19 protein-coding genes are annotated in these 16598 nt (G+C 69.5%); 5 read left to right on the top strand and 14 right to left on the bottom strand.

Features of this window, described 5'->3' with window-relative positions; all coding sequences use genetic code 11:
• Positions 1–9: 9 nt before the first annotated feature.
• The 7 genes from ACFWV3_RS34775 to ACFWV3_RS34745 form a co-directional block, all read right to left on the bottom strand.
• Positions 10–741 carry an SDR family NAD(P)-dependent oxidoreductase gene (locus ACFWV3_RS34775; protein WP_382417709.1) on the bottom strand — a complete coding sequence of 244 codons (732 nt, stop codon included), beginning with the start codon at positions 739–741 and terminating at the stop codon, positions 10–12.
• A gap of 286 nt (positions 742–1027) precedes the next feature.
• The gene (locus ACFWV3_RS34770; protein WP_382417707.1) at positions 1028–2047 is read right to left on the bottom strand and encodes an LCP family protein; all 1020 of its coding nucleotides are present in this window, start codon (positions 2045–2047) and stop codon (positions 1028–1030) included.
• Between the two features lie 76 nt (positions 2048–2123).
• Positions 2124–2510 (bottom strand): DUF3037 domain-containing protein, encoded by a 387-nt coding sequence (locus tag ACFWV3_RS34765; RefSeq protein ID WP_382417705.1) that lies wholly within the window; start codon positions 2508–2510, stop codon positions 2124–2126.
• Complete coding sequence (locus tag ACFWV3_RS34760) at positions 2494–3273, bottom strand: HipA family kinase (protein ID WP_382417703.1); 780 nt, start codon at positions 3271–3273, stop codon at positions 2494–2496. Before ACFWV3_RS34760 ends, ACFWV3_RS34765 begins: the two co-directional genes overlap by 17 nt.
• A 10-nt stretch (positions 3274–3283) precedes the next feature.
• A complete protein-coding gene (locus tag ACFWV3_RS34755) occupies positions 3284–4033 on the bottom strand; it encodes an SGNH/GDSL hydrolase family protein (protein ID WP_382417702.1) in 750 nt (249 codons plus the stop codon).
• 42 nt (positions 4034–4075) lie between these two features.
• Positions 4076–5128: a lactonase family protein gene (locus ACFWV3_RS34750; protein ID WP_382417700.1), complete on the bottom strand. Its 1053-nt coding sequence runs from the start codon at positions 5126–5128 to the stop codon at positions 4076–4078.
• A 147-nt stretch (positions 5129–5275) separates the two neighbouring features.
• Entirely contained in the window at positions 5276–6106 is an 831-nt protein-coding gene (locus ACFWV3_RS34745) for a PPK2 family polyphosphate kinase (RefSeq protein ID WP_382417764.1), read from the bottom strand.
• Positions 6107–6246: 140 nt separating this feature from the next.
• Between ACFWV3_RS34745 and rocD the strand changes: the two genes are divergently transcribed.
• Both rocD and ACFWV3_RS34735 read left to right on the top strand, forming a co-directional pair.
• Positions 6247–7482, top strand: a complete 1236-nt coding sequence (gene rocD / locus ACFWV3_RS34740) for an ornithine--oxo-acid transaminase (RefSeq protein ID WP_382417698.1) — start codon at positions 6247–6249, stop codon at positions 7480–7482.
• Positions 7483–7556: 74 nt separating this feature from the next.
• Positions 7557–8945, top strand: a complete 1389-nt coding sequence (locus ACFWV3_RS34735; RefSeq protein WP_382417697.1) for a DUF2252 domain-containing protein — start codon at positions 7557–7559, stop codon at positions 8943–8945.
• 332 nt (positions 8946–9277) lie between these two features.
• On the opposite strand, the gene ACFWV3_RS34730 is transcribed toward ACFWV3_RS34735, so the two are convergent.
• Positions 9278–9433: a hypothetical protein gene (locus ACFWV3_RS34730; RefSeq protein WP_382417695.1), complete on the bottom strand. Its 156-nt coding sequence runs from the start codon at positions 9431–9433 to the stop codon at positions 9278–9280.
• A 53-nt stretch (positions 9434–9486) separates the two neighbouring features.
• Here ACFWV3_RS34730 and ACFWV3_RS34725 point away from each other — a divergent pair, with 53 nt between their 5' ends.
• Positions 9487–9891, top strand: a complete 405-nt coding sequence (locus ACFWV3_RS34725) for a GNAT family N-acetyltransferase (protein WP_382417694.1) — start codon at positions 9487–9489, stop codon at positions 9889–9891.
• Here the strand turns inward: ACFWV3_RS34725 and ACFWV3_RS34720 are convergent.
• The 5 genes from ACFWV3_RS34720 to zapE form a co-directional block, all read right to left on the bottom strand.
• On the bottom strand, positions 9875–10057 hold the full coding sequence (locus ACFWV3_RS34720) for a DUF397 domain-containing protein (protein WP_382417692.1): 183 nt from the start codon (positions 10055–10057) through the stop codon (positions 9875–9877). The two genes, ACFWV3_RS34725 and ACFWV3_RS34720, sit on opposite strands and share 17 nt — an antisense overlap.
• Positions 10032–10877 (bottom strand): helix-turn-helix domain-containing protein, encoded by an 846-nt coding sequence (locus tag ACFWV3_RS34715; protein WP_382417691.1) that lies wholly within the window; start codon positions 10875–10877, stop codon positions 10032–10034. The genes ACFWV3_RS34720 and ACFWV3_RS34715 overlap by 26 nt, the downstream gene beginning before the upstream one ends.
• A 55-nt stretch (positions 10878–10932) precedes the next feature.
• Complete coding sequence (locus ACFWV3_RS34710) at positions 10933–12528, bottom strand: ABC-F family ATP-binding cassette domain-containing protein (RefSeq protein ID WP_382417689.1); 1596 nt, start codon at positions 12526–12528, stop codon at positions 10933–10935.
• A 48-nt stretch (positions 12529–12576) separates the two neighbouring features.
• Positions 12577–12822 carry a DUF3040 domain-containing protein gene (locus tag ACFWV3_RS34705; RefSeq protein ID WP_382417687.1) on the bottom strand — a complete coding sequence of 82 codons (246 nt, stop codon included), beginning with the start codon at positions 12820–12822 and terminating at the stop codon, positions 12577–12579.
• A 72-nt stretch (positions 12823–12894) separates the two neighbouring features.
• Positions 12895–13887, bottom strand: coding sequence for a cell division protein ZapE (gene zapE / locus ACFWV3_RS34700; protein WP_382417685.1), 993 nt, complete (start codon positions 13885–13887; stop codon positions 12895–12897).
• Positions 13888–13953: 66 nt separating this feature from the next.
• On the opposite strand from zapE, the gene ACFWV3_RS34695 reads away from it, so the two are divergent.
• Both ACFWV3_RS34695 and ACFWV3_RS34690 read left to right on the top strand, forming a co-directional pair.
• Positions 13954–14598 (top strand): dihydrofolate reductase family protein, encoded by a 645-nt coding sequence (locus ACFWV3_RS34695; protein ID WP_382417683.1) that lies wholly within the window; start codon positions 13954–13956, stop codon positions 14596–14598.
• 17 nt (positions 14599–14615) lie between these two features.
• Positions 14616–15680, top strand: coding sequence for an ATP-dependent DNA ligase (locus tag ACFWV3_RS34690; protein WP_382417681.1), 1065 nt, complete (start codon positions 14616–14618; stop codon positions 15678–15680).
• Here the strand turns inward: ACFWV3_RS34690 and ACFWV3_RS34685 are convergent.
• A complete protein-coding gene (locus ACFWV3_RS34685; RefSeq protein ID WP_382417679.1) occupies positions 15677–16546 on the bottom strand; it encodes a DMT family transporter in 870 nt (289 codons plus the stop codon). The two genes, ACFWV3_RS34690 and ACFWV3_RS34685, sit on opposite strands and share 4 nt — an antisense overlap.
• Between the last annotated feature and the right edge of the window lie 52 nt (positions 16547–16598).

The following is a 16598-nucleotide window of genomic DNA, read 5'->3' as shown; positions in this document are numbered from 1 at the left end:
GACTACTCCTCATTGAGCGGTCCAGCCGCCGTCGACGGCCAACGACGTGCCTGTGACAAAACTGTTGTCGCACAACCACAGCACGGCGCCGGCGACCTCGGAGGGCTCGATCAGCCGCTTGACCGCGCTGCGCTGGAGGAAGATCTGCGACGTGACGTCGTCCTCACCGATGTCGTGCACGCGCGCCTGGTCCGCGATCTGCTTCTCCACCAACGGGGTCCGCACGTAGCCGGGTGCCACGCAGTTCGACGTGACGCCGAACGGCGCGCCTTCGAGGGCGGCGACCTTGGAGAACCCCTCCAGGCCGTGCTTCGCGGCGACGTAGGCCGACTTGAACGCGGACGCGCGCAGCCCGTGCACGCTGGAGATGTGGACCAAGCGGCCCCAGCCGGCGTCGTGCATGTGCGGCAGGACGTGCCGGGTGAGCCGGAACGCCGCCCCCAGCATCAGCTCGACCATCGCCGAGAAGCGCTCGGCGGGGAACTCGTGGATGGGCGCGACGTGCTGCACGCCGGCGTTGTTGACGAGGATGTCGACCTCGGCAGGCAGGGCGTCGACGGGGCCCGTCAGGTCGGCGACGTGCCCGGTCCCGCCGAGCCCGGCGGCGAGCTCCAGCACCCGCGGGTCGCGGTCGACCAGATGGACCTTCGCGCCCTGGGAGGCCAGCGCCTCGGCGCAGGCCAGGCCGATGCCGCTCGCGGCTCCGGTGACCAGCGCGGTGTGACCCGTGACACTCGACATGACCGGAAACGGTAGGCGTCACAGGCCGTGATCAACATGTGGCGGCCCCACACAACGCCTGGTCACGCGGTGGCTTTAGCCACCATTTAGCGCCGAGCGGGGATAGATCGCAAAAGTTTGGGTACAGGGGCGTAAGCTCCCGTCACCTGAACGGGGGAAGATCGCTAGAGGGGGAACCACCATGTCCACCACACCCATTTACGACGACCTCCTGCGCGAGCTCGACGAGATCGCGCAGGAGGCCGGTTTGACCAGCTCGGAGCCCACTCCCGAGCCTGCCGAGTAACTACTTCGGGGGAGCGATCAGCTCGGCGGGCACCGGCTCGTCCTTGCTGATCAGGTCGAAGAGCTGCGAGGCCTTCTCCTTGTTCCACTGCACGACCGAGCCCGCACCGGGCACCGTCGGCGTGGACCCCACCGGCACCGTGCCGCTCGTCGCCTCGCTCATGTTGAGCGCGACGCTCGCGAGGTGCCACACGTGGTCGTCGTCGTTGACCGACACCGCACCCGAGGCCGCGTTCATCAGCGGCACGAGGCGGAACGGGTTCGCGAGCGTGGCCGGGCTCTTGACCTTGGCGAACAACGCCGACAGGAACTTCCGCTGGTTCTGCACGCGCTGCAGGTCGGCGGTCGCGAACGCGCGCGTCCTGACGAAGCCGAGCGCCTGCGGCCCGTCGAGCTCCTGGCAGCCGGCGGGCAGGTCGATGCCGGCCAGCGGGTCCTTGATCGGCTCGTCGAGGCACATGTCGACACCGCCGACCGCGTCCACCATGTCGGAGAACCCGCCGAAGCCGATCTCCATGTAGTGGTCGATCCGCACGCCGGTCGCGCCCTCGACGGTCTTCACGAGCAGCTGCGGGCCGCCGAACGCGTACGCGGCGTTGACCTTGTTGCGGCCGTTGCCCTCGATCGCGACGTAGGAGTCGCGCGGGATCGACAGCAGCACGGGCTTCGCGGCGCTGTTGTCCGGCAGGTGCAGCATCATGATGGTGTCGGTGCGCCGACCGGCCGCGTCACCGGTGGCGAGCGCGTCCTTCTGCTCCTGCGTCAGGCCTTCGCGCGCGTCCGACCCGACGAGCAGCCACGTGGTACCCGCCGTCTCGGCGGGACGGCCCTCGTAGTCCGGCAGCGCGTTGATCCGGGTCAGCGTCGAGTCGACGTAGAACCCGAACCCGACGGCACCCAGAACCAGGACGAGCAGCAGCACCAGGATGATGCGTCCAGGACGCCGCTTCTTCCGCACCGGCCGCTGCGGCGGCATGGGACGCCGCGGCTGCTGGTAGCCGTGGTGATACCCAGCGCTCATGTGTCGCCAACCCCGATCGCTTTAGTTTCGCTTTGCACCTAGGGACGCGAGTCGTCCGTCCAGGTTGCGAGGAAACCTACCGGGGCGGCAGCACCAACGCCTCGAACAGGCGGTTGACCTCGGCAGACGGGTCGTCGGTGAATCCCGTGTGCGCGGGCGAGGTCTGCACGATGGTGCTGCGCGGCGCCGTGAGCCACCGGAACCGCTGCCCGGTGGAGGTCTTGCTGACCGGCCCGGCGTCGGCGGTGCCGGCGCACGAGCTCGTGAGGTGCGCCAGGCTGCTTTCGAGCGTCTCGACGTCGAGCCGCGGGTCGAGCGCCCGCAACCGGTCACCGTCCACATAGGTCTTGGCGCACAGGAAGTCGAGCGCCCGGCAGTAGACGATGACGCCGACGTTCATGAACTCGCCGCGCTCCTGCCGCGGTACGGCCCGCAGCAGCGCGTACTCAAACACGTGCGGCACGCGCGGCCTCCAGCGAGTCGACCCAGCCGCGGTGCGCGAGGCGGTAGGTGAAGAAGTCCTTGTAGCGCTGCCGCAACTCGGCGGGATCGCCTTCGAGCCACTCGTCCGGCACGAGCGCGAGCACCTCGTCGAGCAGCTCCGGGGTGACCGCCGCCGCCAGCTGAGCGTCCACTTCGGACAGCGCGGCCGCGTTCGGCAGCATCGCGTGGTCGGACGGGTCGAACCGGAACTCCTTGGTGGCGGGCCGGTCCTCGCTCCACGAGTAGTGGAAGTACAGCGAGGCGCCGTGGTCGATCAGCCACGGTTCGCGGTGCCACAGCAGCATGTTCGGGTTGCGCCAGCTGCGGTCCACGTTCAGCACGAGGGCATCGAACCACAGCAGCCGCGTCGCCAGATCGGTGCCGGGGTCGCGCACGACGGGGTTGAAGTCGAACGAGCCCGGCAGGTAGTCGAGACCCAGGTTCAGCCCGCCGCTGGCCTTCAGCAGCTCCTGGACCTCCTGGTCGGGTTCCGCGCGCCCCAGCTCGGGGTCGAGGTGCACGAGCACGATCTCGGGTATGCGGAAGCCCAGCCGCCGCGCGAGCTCGCCGACGACGATCTCGGCGACCAGGACCTTCACGCCCTGCCCGGCGCCGCGGAACTTCACCACGTACATGCCCAGGTCGTCGGCCTCGACCAGGCCCGGCATCGACCCGCCCTCGCGGAACGGGGTCACGTACCGGGTGGCCGTGACCTCCCTCAGAAGACTCCCTGCCACATTCACCGGCGCATGATCACACGAACACCCGCCCGAAGCCGAACAGGATTCGGGCGTAGGCGGCCTGACCTGCCTTGTTCGGGTGGTAGGAGTCGCCGACCGGGTTGGTGAGCCCGTTCATCCACGGCTCCACCGCGCACACACCGTGGTCCGCAAACGCTTCCCTCGGGTCCACGAACCGAGCCCCGGCTAGTGCAGCCGCCTGGGAGACGACCGCCGCCAGCTCGTCGGCGGCGTCGTTCAACGCCATCCGCTTGGCACCGGACATCACCCGGCAGCGGTCGTCCGGTGTGAACAGCCGCGGGTACCCGACCACCACGAGCTGGGCACGCGGCGCGGCAGCACGGATCGCCGCGTAGGTGGAGTCGAGCCGCGAAGGCAACGAGGAGCGGGTGAACTCCCGCGCCTCGGACACCCGCGAAACACACGCGCGGTCGCCGTTCAGCGTGCAGGTGGTCAGCACGTCGGCGAACCCGAGGTCGTTGCCGCCGATCGTGATCGTGACCAGCGAAGTGGCCGGGGTCAGCGCGCGGAGCTGCGGCCGCAACGAACGGGTGGTCGCGCCGCTGCACGCCAGGAACTCGAACGACGTGAACTCCGCGCCCCGCAACGCCGGATACGCGTTCGAGCTGCGGCGGCACGCCCCGTCCAGGTAGGCGCCGGCACCCGCACCGGACGCGTAGGAGTCGCCGAGTGCGACGTACTCCGGTGCGATCGGCGCGGGCGCCAGCAGTGCGACCGCGAGTACCCCAGCCAAGAAACCCATGTGTGCCGGAGTACCAGCGTCCACACAGGACCGGGAAGGGCGTTAGCCCAGTCGGGTGGGCAGCACGCAGACCGGGATCTCGGTCTTCAGCGGCGTGCCGGACGGCGTGATCTTGCCGGTCGCGCGGTCGACGGCGAACGACGTGACCAGGTTGGAGTTCTGGTTGGCGGCGAACAGGAACGACCCGGTCGGGTCGAACGTGATGTGCCGCGGGTACTTGCCGCCGACGGACGTGTGGCCGACCAGGGCCAGCCCGGCGCCGTCGACCGCGAAGTGCGCCACGCTGTCGTGGCCGCGGTTCGACACGTAGACGTGCTTGCCGTCGGACGAGACCAGCACCTCGGCCGGGTAGTTGCGCTCGGCGCCCTCGGGCGCGGTCTTGAGCACCTGCCCCGGCGTGAGCTTCCCGTCGGCGTAAGCGCAGCTCACGACGGTCGAGTCCAGCTCGTTCGCGACGTACGCGGTCTTGCCGCTCGGGTGGAACGCGATGTGCCGCGGCCCGGCGCCGGGCGCGAGCTTCGCCGTCGAGACGAGCTGGAGCCGGCCGGTGAAGGAGTAGAAGAACACCGAGTCGGCGCCCAGGTCGACCGCCGCCGCGTACTTGCCGGCCAGGTCGAACACGATGTGGTGCGCGTGCGGGCCCGCCTGGCGGTCCGGGTCGGGTCCCGAGCCCTGGTGCTGCACCTTCTGCGTGCGCGCGCCGAGGCTGCCGTCGGCGTTGACCGGGAAGACGCTCAGCGAGCCGGACGAGTAGTCGGCCGTGATCAGGTACTTCCCGGACGGGTCGAGCGTCAGGTGGCACGGGTCGGCGCCGCCGGTCGCCTGCTTGTTGATCACCTTCAGCGTGGCCGCGTTGATCGACGTGACCTCGCCGGAGGAGTTCTCGTTGACGGCGTACAGGAACCGGCCGTCCGCGGACTCGACCACGAACGACGGGTTGACCACGCCGGAGATGACGCCCGTCTTGGCGAGCCGGCCGGTCGAGGTGTCGTACGTGCCGATGCCGATGCCCTTGGCGCCGCCGCTCCACGTCGTGTACGCGCCGAAGAACACTCTCTTCGTGGCAGGTGCCGCCTCAGCGGTTCCTCCGGTCATCAGCAGTCCAGCTCCCACGCCCATGGCTCCGAGAAAACGTCGCCGGTCCACACCCACGTCCGCACCTCCGGTAGTTCGTCGGCGGCGGCGCGATCCACACTGGCCTAGACCACTGCGGCGATGCAACAGGCGCGTCGAAGATTGCGTCTAGCGCAACGGGTCGTTCGACACCAGCCTGGCCTTCTCGGCTTCGAGGTCGTACGCGGGCGGCGGGAACTTCGGGTCCATCTCGCGCAGGGTCTCGAGCAGCAGCCGGCTGATCGCCCAGTTCCGGTACCACTTGCGGTCGGACGGCACGGCGTACCAGGGCGTGTCCGAGCAGGTCCGCAGCGCCTGCGTGTAGGCCTCCTGGTACTTCGACCACTTCGACCGCACGTCGATGTCGGCCGGGTTGTACTTCCAGTTCTTGCGCGGGTCGTCGAGGCGGGCGAGCAGCCGTTCCTTCTGGACCTCCGGCGAGATGTGCAGGAAGCACTTGACGAGCGTGGTGCCGGTGTCGGCGAGCTCCCGTTCGAACGCGTTGATCTCCTTGTAACGCCCGCGCAGCTCCGCGGCCGTGATGAGACGTTCTACTTTGGGCACGAGGACGTCCTCGTAGTGCGACCGGTCGAACGCGCCGATGCGGCCCTTCTCGGGCAGGACCTTGCGGATGCGCCAGAGGTAGTGGTGCCGCAGCTCGGCGGCGGTCGGCTTCTTGAACGACGCGATGTGCACGCCCTGCGGGTTCACCAGGCCGACGACGTGACTGATCACGCCACCCTTGCCGGAGGTGTCCATGCCCTGCAGCACCAGCAGCACCGCGCGGGAGCTCTCCGCGTACAGCGCCTCCTGCAGGGTGTCCAGCTCGGTCCCGGTGGCGGCGAGGTCCTCCGCCGCCTCCTTCTTGTTCTTGGGACCGATCGGGCGGCCGGCGGGGTCGAGGGTGGAGAGGTCCACCTCGTCGAGCCGCAGGGCATCACGAACCGACTTCTTCGCCATCATCAGACCGTAGCGATTCACCGCTGATTCCGCCCGCTGTGCAAAGAACTGCCACGGACGGATGAATATGCGCAACGAACTGAGGCCGTGCGCAACGCTTGACGGCTGAATTCGCTTGTAGACGCACCTAGCCTTGGAGGATGACCGCCATCGCTGAGCACACCGCCACCACCAGCGCTGACTTCATCAACCTCGACGAAGAGTGGAGCACCCACAACTACCACCCGCTGCCGGTGGTGCTCTCGCACGGCGAGGGGGCGTGGGTCACCGACGTCGAGGGCCGCCGCTACCTCGACTTCCTGTCCGGCTACTCGTCGCTCAACTTCGGGCACCGCCACCCCGCCCTGGTGGCCGCCGCCGTCGAGCAGCTCGGCCGCGTCACACTGACCAGCCGCGCGTTCCACCACGACCAGTTCGGCCTGTTCTGCCGCGAGCTCGCGACGCTGACCGGCACCGAGATGGTCCTCGCGATGAACTCCGGCGCCGAGGCCGTCGAGTCCGCGATCAAGGTCGCGCGCAAGTGGGCCTACCGGGTCAAGGGCGTGCCGGAGGGCACCGCCGAGATCATCGTCGCCGGGTCGAACTTCCACGGCCGCACCACGACGATCGTGTCGTTCTCGACCGACGAGACCGCGCGCAACGACTTCGGCCCGTTCACGCCCGGCTTCAAGGTCGTCAAGTACGGGGCGCTGGACGAGGTCGAGTCGGCCATCTCGCCGCGCACCGCCGCCGTGCTGATCGAGCCGATCCAGGGCGAGGCCGGCGTCGTCGTGCCGCCCGCCGGGTACCTCGCGGGCGTCCGCCGCCTGTGCGACGAGAACAACGTCCTGATGATCGCCGACGAGATCCAGTCCGGGCTCGGCCGCACCGGCGAGCTGTTCGCGCTCGACCACGAGGGCGTGCGCGCCGACCTCTACACGCTCGGCAAGGCCCTCGGTGGCGGCATCCTGCCGGTGTCCGCGGTGGTCGGGTCGCGCGCGGTGCTGGGCGTGCTCAAGCCCGGCGAGCACGGGTCGACGTTCGGCGGCAACCCCCTCGCGTGCGCCGTCGGGCGGGCGGTCGTGCGGCTGCTGGAGACCGGTGAGTTCCAGGAGCGCTCGCGCGAGATGGGCGACCACCTGCACGCGGAGTTGAACAAGCTCGTCGGCCACGGCATCGCCGAGGTGCGCGGGCGCGGGCTGTGGGCCGGTGTCGAGATCGCGCCGGGCGGTCCCGTCGGCCGTGCGGCGTCCGAGGCGTTGTCGGTGCGCGGGGTGCTGTGCAAGGAGACGCACGCGTCCACGCTGCGGGTGGCGCCGCCGTTGGTGATCACGCGGGACGAGATCGACCTGGGTGTGCAAGCGATTGCGGAAGTCGTTCGTCCCGATTTGGGGTGATTTACGCGCCTGGCCAGGTCACAAATGCGGCGGACGAGCCACGTACTTCGTCCGCCGCATGCATCATGACTCGTATGGGTGAAAGGGTGCGTGCCAAGGCCGCTGCGGCACTGGGTCGTTGGGTGGAGCCGGACGAGGTCTACGCGGAGGGGCGCGCGCTGCGGTCCGAAGTGGACTTCAAGGCGCACCGGGCGATGTCGCTCGCCGCATCGCGCCCGTCCGTGCTGGAGTTCCTGCGCGCCAGCAACGAGGGCCGGCTGGAGCACCTGATCCCGCTGCGGGTCGGCCGGATGCTCGAGAACCCGTTCGCGTTCTTCCGCGGCTCGGCGGGCCTGCAGGCGGGCGACCTCGCCGCCGGGTGCGCGACGGGCCTTCACGCTCAGTTGTGCGGTGATGCACACGCCGCGAACTTCGGCCTCTACGGCACGCCCGAGGGCCAGATCGTCATGGACATCAACGACTTCGACGAGACGCTGCCCGGCCCGTGGGAGTGGGACCTGAAGCGGCTCGTGGCGTCGCTGGTGCTGGCGGGCCGCGTCGGCGGCGTGTCGGACAAGGGCTGCCGCGACGCCGCCGAGGACGCCGTCAGCGCCTACCGGAGCACGATCAAGCACCTCGCCGAGATCCCGTTCATGGACTCGTGGACCGCGCTCGGCGACGAGTCGACGCTGTCGAAGGTCAAGGCCGACGACCTGATCAACGACTTCTCCAAGGCCGCCGAGAAGTCCCGCAAGAACACCAGCGCCCGCTTCGCCGCGAAGTGGACCGCGCACGACGGCGAGAAGTGGCGGTTCGTCACGAACCCGCCGACGTTCACCGAGGTCACGCAGAAGACGGCGGACGCGGTGATCGGCGCGCTGCCGTCCTACGTGGACACCCTGCGCGAGTCCCGCCGGAACCTGATCATGCGCTACGGCGTCTCGGACGTGGCGTTCCGCGTCGTCGGCACCGGCAGCGTCGGCCTGCGCAACTACCTGGTCCTGCTGCACGGCAACGGCACCGAGGCCCTCGTCCTGCAGGCCAAGGAGGCCCGGCCGTCGGCGTTGCAGCCGTTCCTCGACGTCGACCCCGCCAAGCACGAGGGCAAGCGGATCGTGCACGGCGCACGGCTCGTGCAGGCCGAGACGGACATCCTGCTCGGCTGGACGACCATCGAGGGCCGGCACTTCATCGTGCGCCAGTTCCGCAACCGCAAGGGCGAGATCGACGCGACCACGCTGAAGCGCGACGACCTCGACGACTACGGCCGCTTCGCCGGTGCTCTGCTGGCCCGCGCGCACACCCGGTCGCTGGACCCGCGGCTGCTCGCCGGGTACTTCCAGAACGGCGGCGGCAACGACCTGGACGAGGCCTTCGCGAAGTACGCGTTCGACTACGCCGACCAGACCGAGGCGGACTACGAGGAGCTGACTCGTCTGGTCAAGGCCGGGAAGCTGCCCGCGCACGTCGAAGAGGACCGCTGACGCGGCGGAGGATCGCTTCCGACACGAGCCACAACGTGACGGCATCGAGCACGTGCCGCTCGAAGTGGGTGGCGATCGGGACGGCTGCCGCACAGCGGTTCGTCGAGGGTGCGGAGCGTGAGCGACACCGCTGACACGGCCCTCCGCTCCGCGCGGAATCGATTCCGACTGACCGGCCCCCTGGGGGGCGCGAGTCCCCACTCCTATCGTCTCAGGCAGGTCTGACAGTTCCGGGGCGCTCGACGGGCCGTGGTCGCCGGGTGGGACGAAGCGAGGGCGGCCACTGAGCCGACACCCAGCGGCGGCCGTGATGGTCACGCCGACTGATCAGCTCACGAACCCGCGCCGCACCCGTCCAGGGCACCGGTGAGCTGGGTGGCGAGCGTGGGGAAGCTCAGGCTCGCGAGGCCGACCAGTGCGAGCAGGCTCGGCGGTGCCTCGGCCCACCGGCCGGGACCGAGGCGTTCGCAGCAGGCGTCGACCGACACGCCAGCGGTTCTACCGCAGCGAGATGAGCGGAGATCGTGCTTAACCTGGCCAGGTGAAGATCCGTCGCGCCGCCTCCCCCGACGACGTGGTCGCCGCCGCGCACCTGTTCGACGCGCCGCCGCGGCCGGACTCGACCGCGCGGTTCCTGGCGCAGGACCACAGCCACCTGCTGATCGCCTACGTCGGCGACGTGCCGGCCGGGTTCGTGTCCGGGATCGAGACGACGCACCCCGACAAGGGCACCGAGATGTTCCTCTACGAGCTGGGCGTGGACGACCGGTTCCTGCGCCGCGGCATCGGAACGGCGCTGGTCGAGGCGCTGCGCAGCCTCGCGGCGGAACGCGGTTGCTACGCGATGTGGACCGGCACCGCCGCGGGCGACACGGCGGCGCAGGCCACCTACAAGAAGGCCGGCGGGTCGATCTACGACGGCGCCTTCGTCAGTTGGGAGCTGTGACCTCGGCAAGCAGGGCGTGCCAGGCGCCGGCCGAGAAGGCGAGGGTCGCGGCCGGGTTCTTGGAGTCGCGGACCAGTGCGTTCCACGCGAGCGAGACCTCGACGCAGTCGCTGTTGACCGTACCGTCGCTGTAGCTGCTCTTACGCCAGGTCCGTTCGCGATCCATTGGAGTCCTCTCGCAGCCTGCTGACGTACTCCATCAGCTTCCTCCGAGATTGTTCCGGATCCAAGGCGACGGCATCCAGCCGCTGAAAGACCTTCCGCGTTCGCTTGATCGCGGCGGGATCCTGCGCGAACACCATGGCTGCCTCGGTCGACCCGTAGGACACCGGTGACGCCTTCTCGAACTCGTACAGCGAGCACTTCGACAACAGCGCGGCCGTCATGACATTGGCCGGGACGATCCTCAGCACGTGGGTGCGGTGGAGAAGGCGCAGGTACTGGTCCTCCATCACCTGTGCCGTCCCCAGCCGCACCTGGAGAGCGAGCTCGTGGAGGTAGAAGACGCACTCCGGGCGGTTCGGCCTCCGCATGATCGTCTGCCGCTCGACGCGCAGTTCGATGCCCCTCTTGATGTTCTCCGGCGTCTCGACACCTCTCTCGACGAACAGTTCGTGCGCGTACGGAACCGTCTGCAGCAGCCCGGGCATCATCAGGACGTCGTAGGTGGTGATCTTCGTGGCCGCCGACTCCGTCATGGAGAGCGTGCGCAGCTCGTCCGGGACCTGCACGAAGTACAGGTCGAACGCGTGCCGGTAGCGGCGGCGGAACTCCTCGAAGAAGTCGACGTCCTTGCCGCACAGCGTCAGGTACTGCACCAGGTCGATCTCGCTCGCGCGCGCCCGTCCGTGCTCGATGTTGGAGACCTTGCTGGGGTCCCAGCCGAGCTGGACGGCGAGCGCGCGGCCGGTGAGCCCGGTGCCGGACTCGCGCAGGTGGCGCAGCTCGTCGCCCAGGTCCCTGCTGTACGCGGTGGAGATGGTCATTCCGCCGACGCTAGGGCTTGAAGTCAGTCCCAGAAGGGGCTCGTTCGGGTGAAAACTAGGTCCACACCGGTTCGTCCACTTCGGACACCTTGCCGTCGGCCCTGAAGTGCAGGAAGCGGTCGAACGACTTGGCGAACCACCGGTCGTGCGTGACGGCGACGACGGTGCCCTCGAAGTCGTTCAGGGCGTTCTGCAACGCCTCCGCGGAGGCGAGGTCGAGGTTGTCGGTCGGTTCGTCGAGCAGGAGCAGCGTCGCTCCGGACAGCTCCAGCAGCAGGATCTGGAACCGGGCCTGCTGGCCGCCGGACAGGTTCTCGAAGCGCTGGTCACCGGCCTTGTCGAGGCCGTAGCGGCTCAGCACGGACATGGCGGCGCCGCGGTCCTTGCCCGACCGCCGGCCGTCGCCGTGCCAGAGGATGTCGACGAGCGTGCGGCCGAGCCATTCCGGGTGCTCGTGGGTCTGTGCGAACAGGCCGGGCACTACGCGCGCGCCGAGTTTCCACGCGCCCGTGGTGCGGACGTCGTCGCCGCCGAGCAGTCGCAGGAAGTGGCTCTTGCCGGAGCCGTTGGAGCCGAGCACCGCGACGCGGTCGCCGAAGAAGATCTCCTGCGAGAACGGCTTCATCAAGCCGGTGAGTTCGAGCTGTTCGCACGTGATCGCGCGCACGCCCGTGCGTCCGCCCCGAAGGCGAGGGGTGACCTTCTCGTCCGAGGGGATCTCCGGAGGAGGACCGGCGTCCTCGTAGCGTTGGAGGCGTGCGGCCATCACGCGGTACTTCTGCGCCATCACTTCGGAGGACTTGGCCTGTTGCTGGAGGGTGCGCACGAGTTCCTTGAGGCGTGCGTGCTCTTCGTTCCAACGGCGGTGGTCTTCGAGGAGCTTCTCGATGCGTTTGGCGCGGGCGGTGTGCCAGGTGGCGAACGAGCCGGCGTGCGTCCAGGCGGAGTGCGCCTCGACGGTGACGACGTGGGTGGCGGCACTGGCCAGCAGCTCGCGGTCGTGGCTGACGACGAAGACGGCCTTGTCGGTGGCCTTCAGGCGGTCCTCGAGCCAGCGCTTGCCGGGGACGTCGAGGTAGTTGTCAGGCTCGTCGAGCAGGAGGACCTGCTCCTGGCCGCGCAGGAGCGTTTCGAGGACCAGGCGTTTCTGCTCGCCGCCGGAGAGCGTGCGGACCTCACGGAACCGTGCGCGGTCGTAGGGCAGGCCCAGTGCGGCGACCGTGACGGTGTCCCAGAGCACCTCGACGTCGTAGCCGCCGGCCTCGCCGTAGCCGGTGAGGGCGTTGGCGTAGCGCATCTGGGCGGCTTCGTCGTCGGTGTCCATCAGCGCGAGCTCGGCGTCGTCGAGCTCTTGAGCGGCGGTCCGCAACGCCGGAGGGGCGACGGACAGCAGCAGGTCGCGCACGAGTGAGTCGTCCCGGACCGAGCCGATGAACTGCGGCATCACCGCGAGTCCACCCTGCACGTGCACGCTGCCCTGTTTGGGGGTGAGCTCGCCCGACAGGATCCGTTGCAGCGTCGTCTTGCCCACGCCGTTCGCGCCCACGAGCGCGACCACGGTCCCGCCGCTCACCTTGAACGAGACGTCGCGGAACAGCTCCCTGCCGTCGGGAAGTGCGTACGCGAGCCCGTTCGCCTCCAGATAACCCACGCCGGAGATGATCGGGGTCTCCGGCCGCGATGACCAGCGAGTTACGGGTTACCGCAGGCGCAGCGGGTACTTCCTGAACACCAGCACACCCGCTGTGACCAGCAGGCACTGGAACGCGGGACCGAACGCTCCGATCACCATCAGCAGCACCGTGAGGCCGCCGAAGACGAGCAGGAGGGAGTAGAACAGCCACGGCCGCACCTGACGGTTCATGGTGCGGGCGAGTCTCGGTTCGTCCGCCAACAACCGCTGCTCGATCTCCTCGAGCGAGCGGCGCTCGGCTTCACTCAGCATGGGTGCCTCCGGGGGACGTCGGGACGTCATCATTCCCACTCGTCACCAGTGGATACTCGAACGTCGCCGGAGTCAAACCCTCGACAGCGCGACCAAACGGCTGACAGCTCGCAGATACTTCTTCCGGTAGCCGCCGTTGAGCATCTCGTCGGTGAACAACTCCGACAGCGGGCGGCCCGACACGGCGACCGGGACGTCGCGGTCGTAGAGGCGGTCGCCGAACGCCACGAGCCGCAGTCCGACGTTCTGGTCGGGTGCGGGCTTGACGTCCTTGAGGTGCACCGCGGTGACGCCGTCGAGCAGCCGGCCGTACTTCGACGGGTGGATGCGGGCGAGGGCCGCGCACAGCTCGTCGAAGTCGTCGATGGTCGAGCCCTGGGTGTTCGCGGCCCTGGTCTCGAGGTCGGCGGTGGCCATCGGCGCCGGGGCGTCGGGCAGGCCGCGGTGGCGGTAGTCGGGGCCGTCGACGCGCACGACGTCGAACTTCGAGGACATCGACTGGATCTCGCGCAGGAAGTCGGCGGCGGCGAACCGGCCCTCGCCGAGCTTGTCGGGGAGCGTGTTCGAGGTGGCGGCGACGTGCACGCCCTGGGCGGTCAGCTCCTTGATCAGGCGCGTGACCAGCATGGTGTCGCCGGGGTCGTCGAGCTCGAACTCGTCGATGGCGAGCAGCTTGTGGCCGCTCAGCCGCTTCACGGCCTCGGGGAAGGTCAGGACGCCGACGAGGTTCGTCAGCTCGACGAACGTGCCGTACGCCTTGGGGCCCGGCACGGCGTGCCAGAGGCTCGCGAGGAGGTGGGTCTTGCCGACGCCGAAGCCGCCGTCGAGGTAGAGGCCGAGCTTGCCCTCGTCGTCGGCCCTGCCGCCGAACAGCGACCACTTCTTGCGCTTGACGCTGACGCGGGCGGCGAACAGGCGGCCGGCCTCGACGGCGGCGGCCTGGCTGGGCTCGTCCGGGTTCGGGAGGTAGGTGTCGAAGCTGACGGTGTCGAACCTCGGCGGAGGTACCAGGCCCTCGATCAGTTCGTCGGCACCGATCTGGGGATCCCGGTCGGACAAGCGCATGCCCGCACCCTATCGGCGTGATGGGATGGGTTCGTGCAGATGTTGTGGCCCTCACCGGGCGTTGAGATGACCGACACAGACCTGGTGGAGCTCTACTCCTCCGAGTCGGGCGTCACGGCGAACTTCGTGTCCAGCGTGGACGGTTCGGTGTCGGTCGAGGGACGCTCCGCCGGCCTCGGCTCCCCCGCCGACAAGAAGATCTTCTCGCTGGGGCGCGAGCTCGCGGACGTGGTGCTGGTGGGCGCCGGGACCGTGCTGGCGGAGGGGTACCGGGGTGCGCGGCGGGAACGGCCGCTGCCGATCGCCGTGGTGACCGCGCGGGGGTCGCTGACGCCGGACCTGCCGCTGTTCACGGACACCGCGGTGCCGCCGATCGTGATCACCTGCGCGGCCGCGTCGTTGCCCGCTCTGCCCGCCGAGGTGATCGTCGCGGGTGACTCCGAGGTGGATCTCCCGCTGGCGGTGTCGGAGCTGGCGGCACGGGGTCTGCACAAGGTCGACCTGGAGGGCGGGCCGCGGTTGTTCGGGGCCATGGTCGCCGCCGGGCTGGTCGACGCGCTGAACCTGACCGTGGCGCCGTTGCTGGCCGTGGGCGAGGCCTCGCGGATCGCCACGGGCCCCGTGGTGCCGCCGGTCGATCTCTCGCTGGCGTCGGTGCTGCGTGCCGACGACGTGCTGTTGCTGCGCTACCAGCGGCGAAATTCCAGTTGAAGAGGCAGGATGTCGGCGTGGACCTTCCGCTGACACCGCCGCTGCAGCCGATGCTCGCCACCGCGGTGGACGGCATCCCCGACGCCGCGGACCTGCTGTTCGAGCCGAAGTGGGACGGGTTCCGCTGCGTGGTGTTCCGCGCGGGGGACGAGGTGTTCCTGCAGTCGCGCAGCGGCAAGCCGCTCAACCGGTACTTCCCCGAGGTCGTGGCGTCGATGCTCGACGTGCTGCCCGAGCGCGTGGTCGTGGACGGCGAGCTCGTGGTGGCGAAGAACGACGAGCTGGACTTCGACGCGTTGTCCGAGCGCATCCACCCGGCGGCGTCGCGGGTGACGATGCTGGCGGAGTCGACGCCGGCCACGTTCGTCGCGTTCGACCTGCTCGCGCTCGGCTTCGAGGTGCTGCTGGAGAAGCCGACCGTGGAGCGTCGTGCGGCGTTGCTGGAGCTGCCGGGTCTCAACGTCACGCCCGCGACGACGTCCGTGGAGACGGCCCGGCAGTGGTTCACGCTGTTCGAGGGCGCCGGGCTGGACGGCGTGATGGGCAAGCCGTCCGACGGCCCGTACACGCCGGGCAAGCGGTCGATGATCAAGGTGAAGCACGCGCGGACCGCCGACGTGGTGCTGGCCGGGTTGCGCTGGCACAAGGACACCGAGCCGGGGACGGCCGTCGGGTCGTTGCTGCTCGGGGTGTACGACTCGTCGGACGTGCTGCACCACATCGGGGTGTGCGGGTCGTTCAAGGCGGCGGAGCGGCGGTCGCTGGCTTCCGAACTCGCCCCGTTGATCACCGCTGACGACGACCACCCGTGGGCACACCCCGTTGCGGGCCAAAGGATTCCCGGCGAGATCAACCGGTGGCGCGGCAAGCAGGCCGAGTACGTGGCGTTGCGGCCCGAACGGGTGCTGGAGATCCACTACACGCAGACCGAGGGCGACGCGCCGGTGCGGTTGCGGCACAACGGCCAGTTCGCGCGGTGGCGTCCGGACCGCGAACCGTTGTCGTGCCGCTACGACCAGCTGGAGATCCCGGCCCGCTACGACGTGGCGTCGGTGCTGAAGGGCGAGCTGCGGGCTCGTTAGGCCTCGGGTTTCGCCGATCTCGTCGCACCGACCGACGCGATCACGACGCAGCAGATCGCGACCCACTGGACCGGTGCGAGGAACTCCCCGAGCAGGACGAGACCCGCCACCGCGGCGACCGCCGGCTCCAGTGACATGAGAATGCCGAACACGCGTGCGGGCATGCGCCGCAACGCTTCCAGTTCCAGCGAGTACGGCAGCACCGACGACATCAGGCCGACCACCACCGCGGCGGCCAGCACGACCGGGTCGAGCAACGCCGTGCCCGCGGACGTGACGCCGAACGGCAGTGCGATCACGGCACCCACCGCCATCGCGAGCGCGAGGCCCTTGCCGTCGCTGGTGGTGCTGCCGAGCTTGGCCGTGACGAGGATGTACGCGGCCCACAACCCGCCCGCGGCCAGCGCGAAGAGCACGCCCGTCCACAGCAGACCGCCCTCGACGCGGGTGAGCAGCACCACGCCCGCTCCCGCGAGCAGCACCCACAGCCCGTCGAGCCAGCGCCGTGAGCCCGCGACGGCCACCGCGAGCGGGCCGAGGAACTCGATGGTGACGGCGGCGCCGAGCGGGATGCGTTCGATGGCGGAGTAGAAGCAGAGGTTCATCGCCGCGAGCACGACGCCGTAGGTGAGGACGACGGTGAGCGTGCGGCGGTCGAGTCTGAGGGACGGCCGCCAGATCGCCAGCAGCACGACCGCGGCCACGAGCAGGCGCAACGTGACGATGCCGATCGCGCCCGCCGTGGCGAAGAGCTGCTTCGCGACGGCCGCGCCGACCTGGACGCTGACGATGCCGAGGAGCACGAGAGCCGTCGGCGGGACGCCGCCCAGGAGCCTGGCGACGGGAAGCCGATCAGCGTGGGACATGTGCCCCATCCTTGCTCACCTCTCGTTTACCTTGCTCGTGCGAGGCTTCAGT

The organism is Lentzea sp. NPDC059081 (assembly GCF_042738015.1).
In the GTDB taxonomy this organism is placed as follows: Bacteria; Actinomycetota; Actinomycetes; order Mycobacteriales; family Pseudonocardiaceae; genus Lentzea.
Note: the sequence above shows the minus strand (reverse complement) of the source record. Positions and strands in the feature narration are given on the sequence as shown.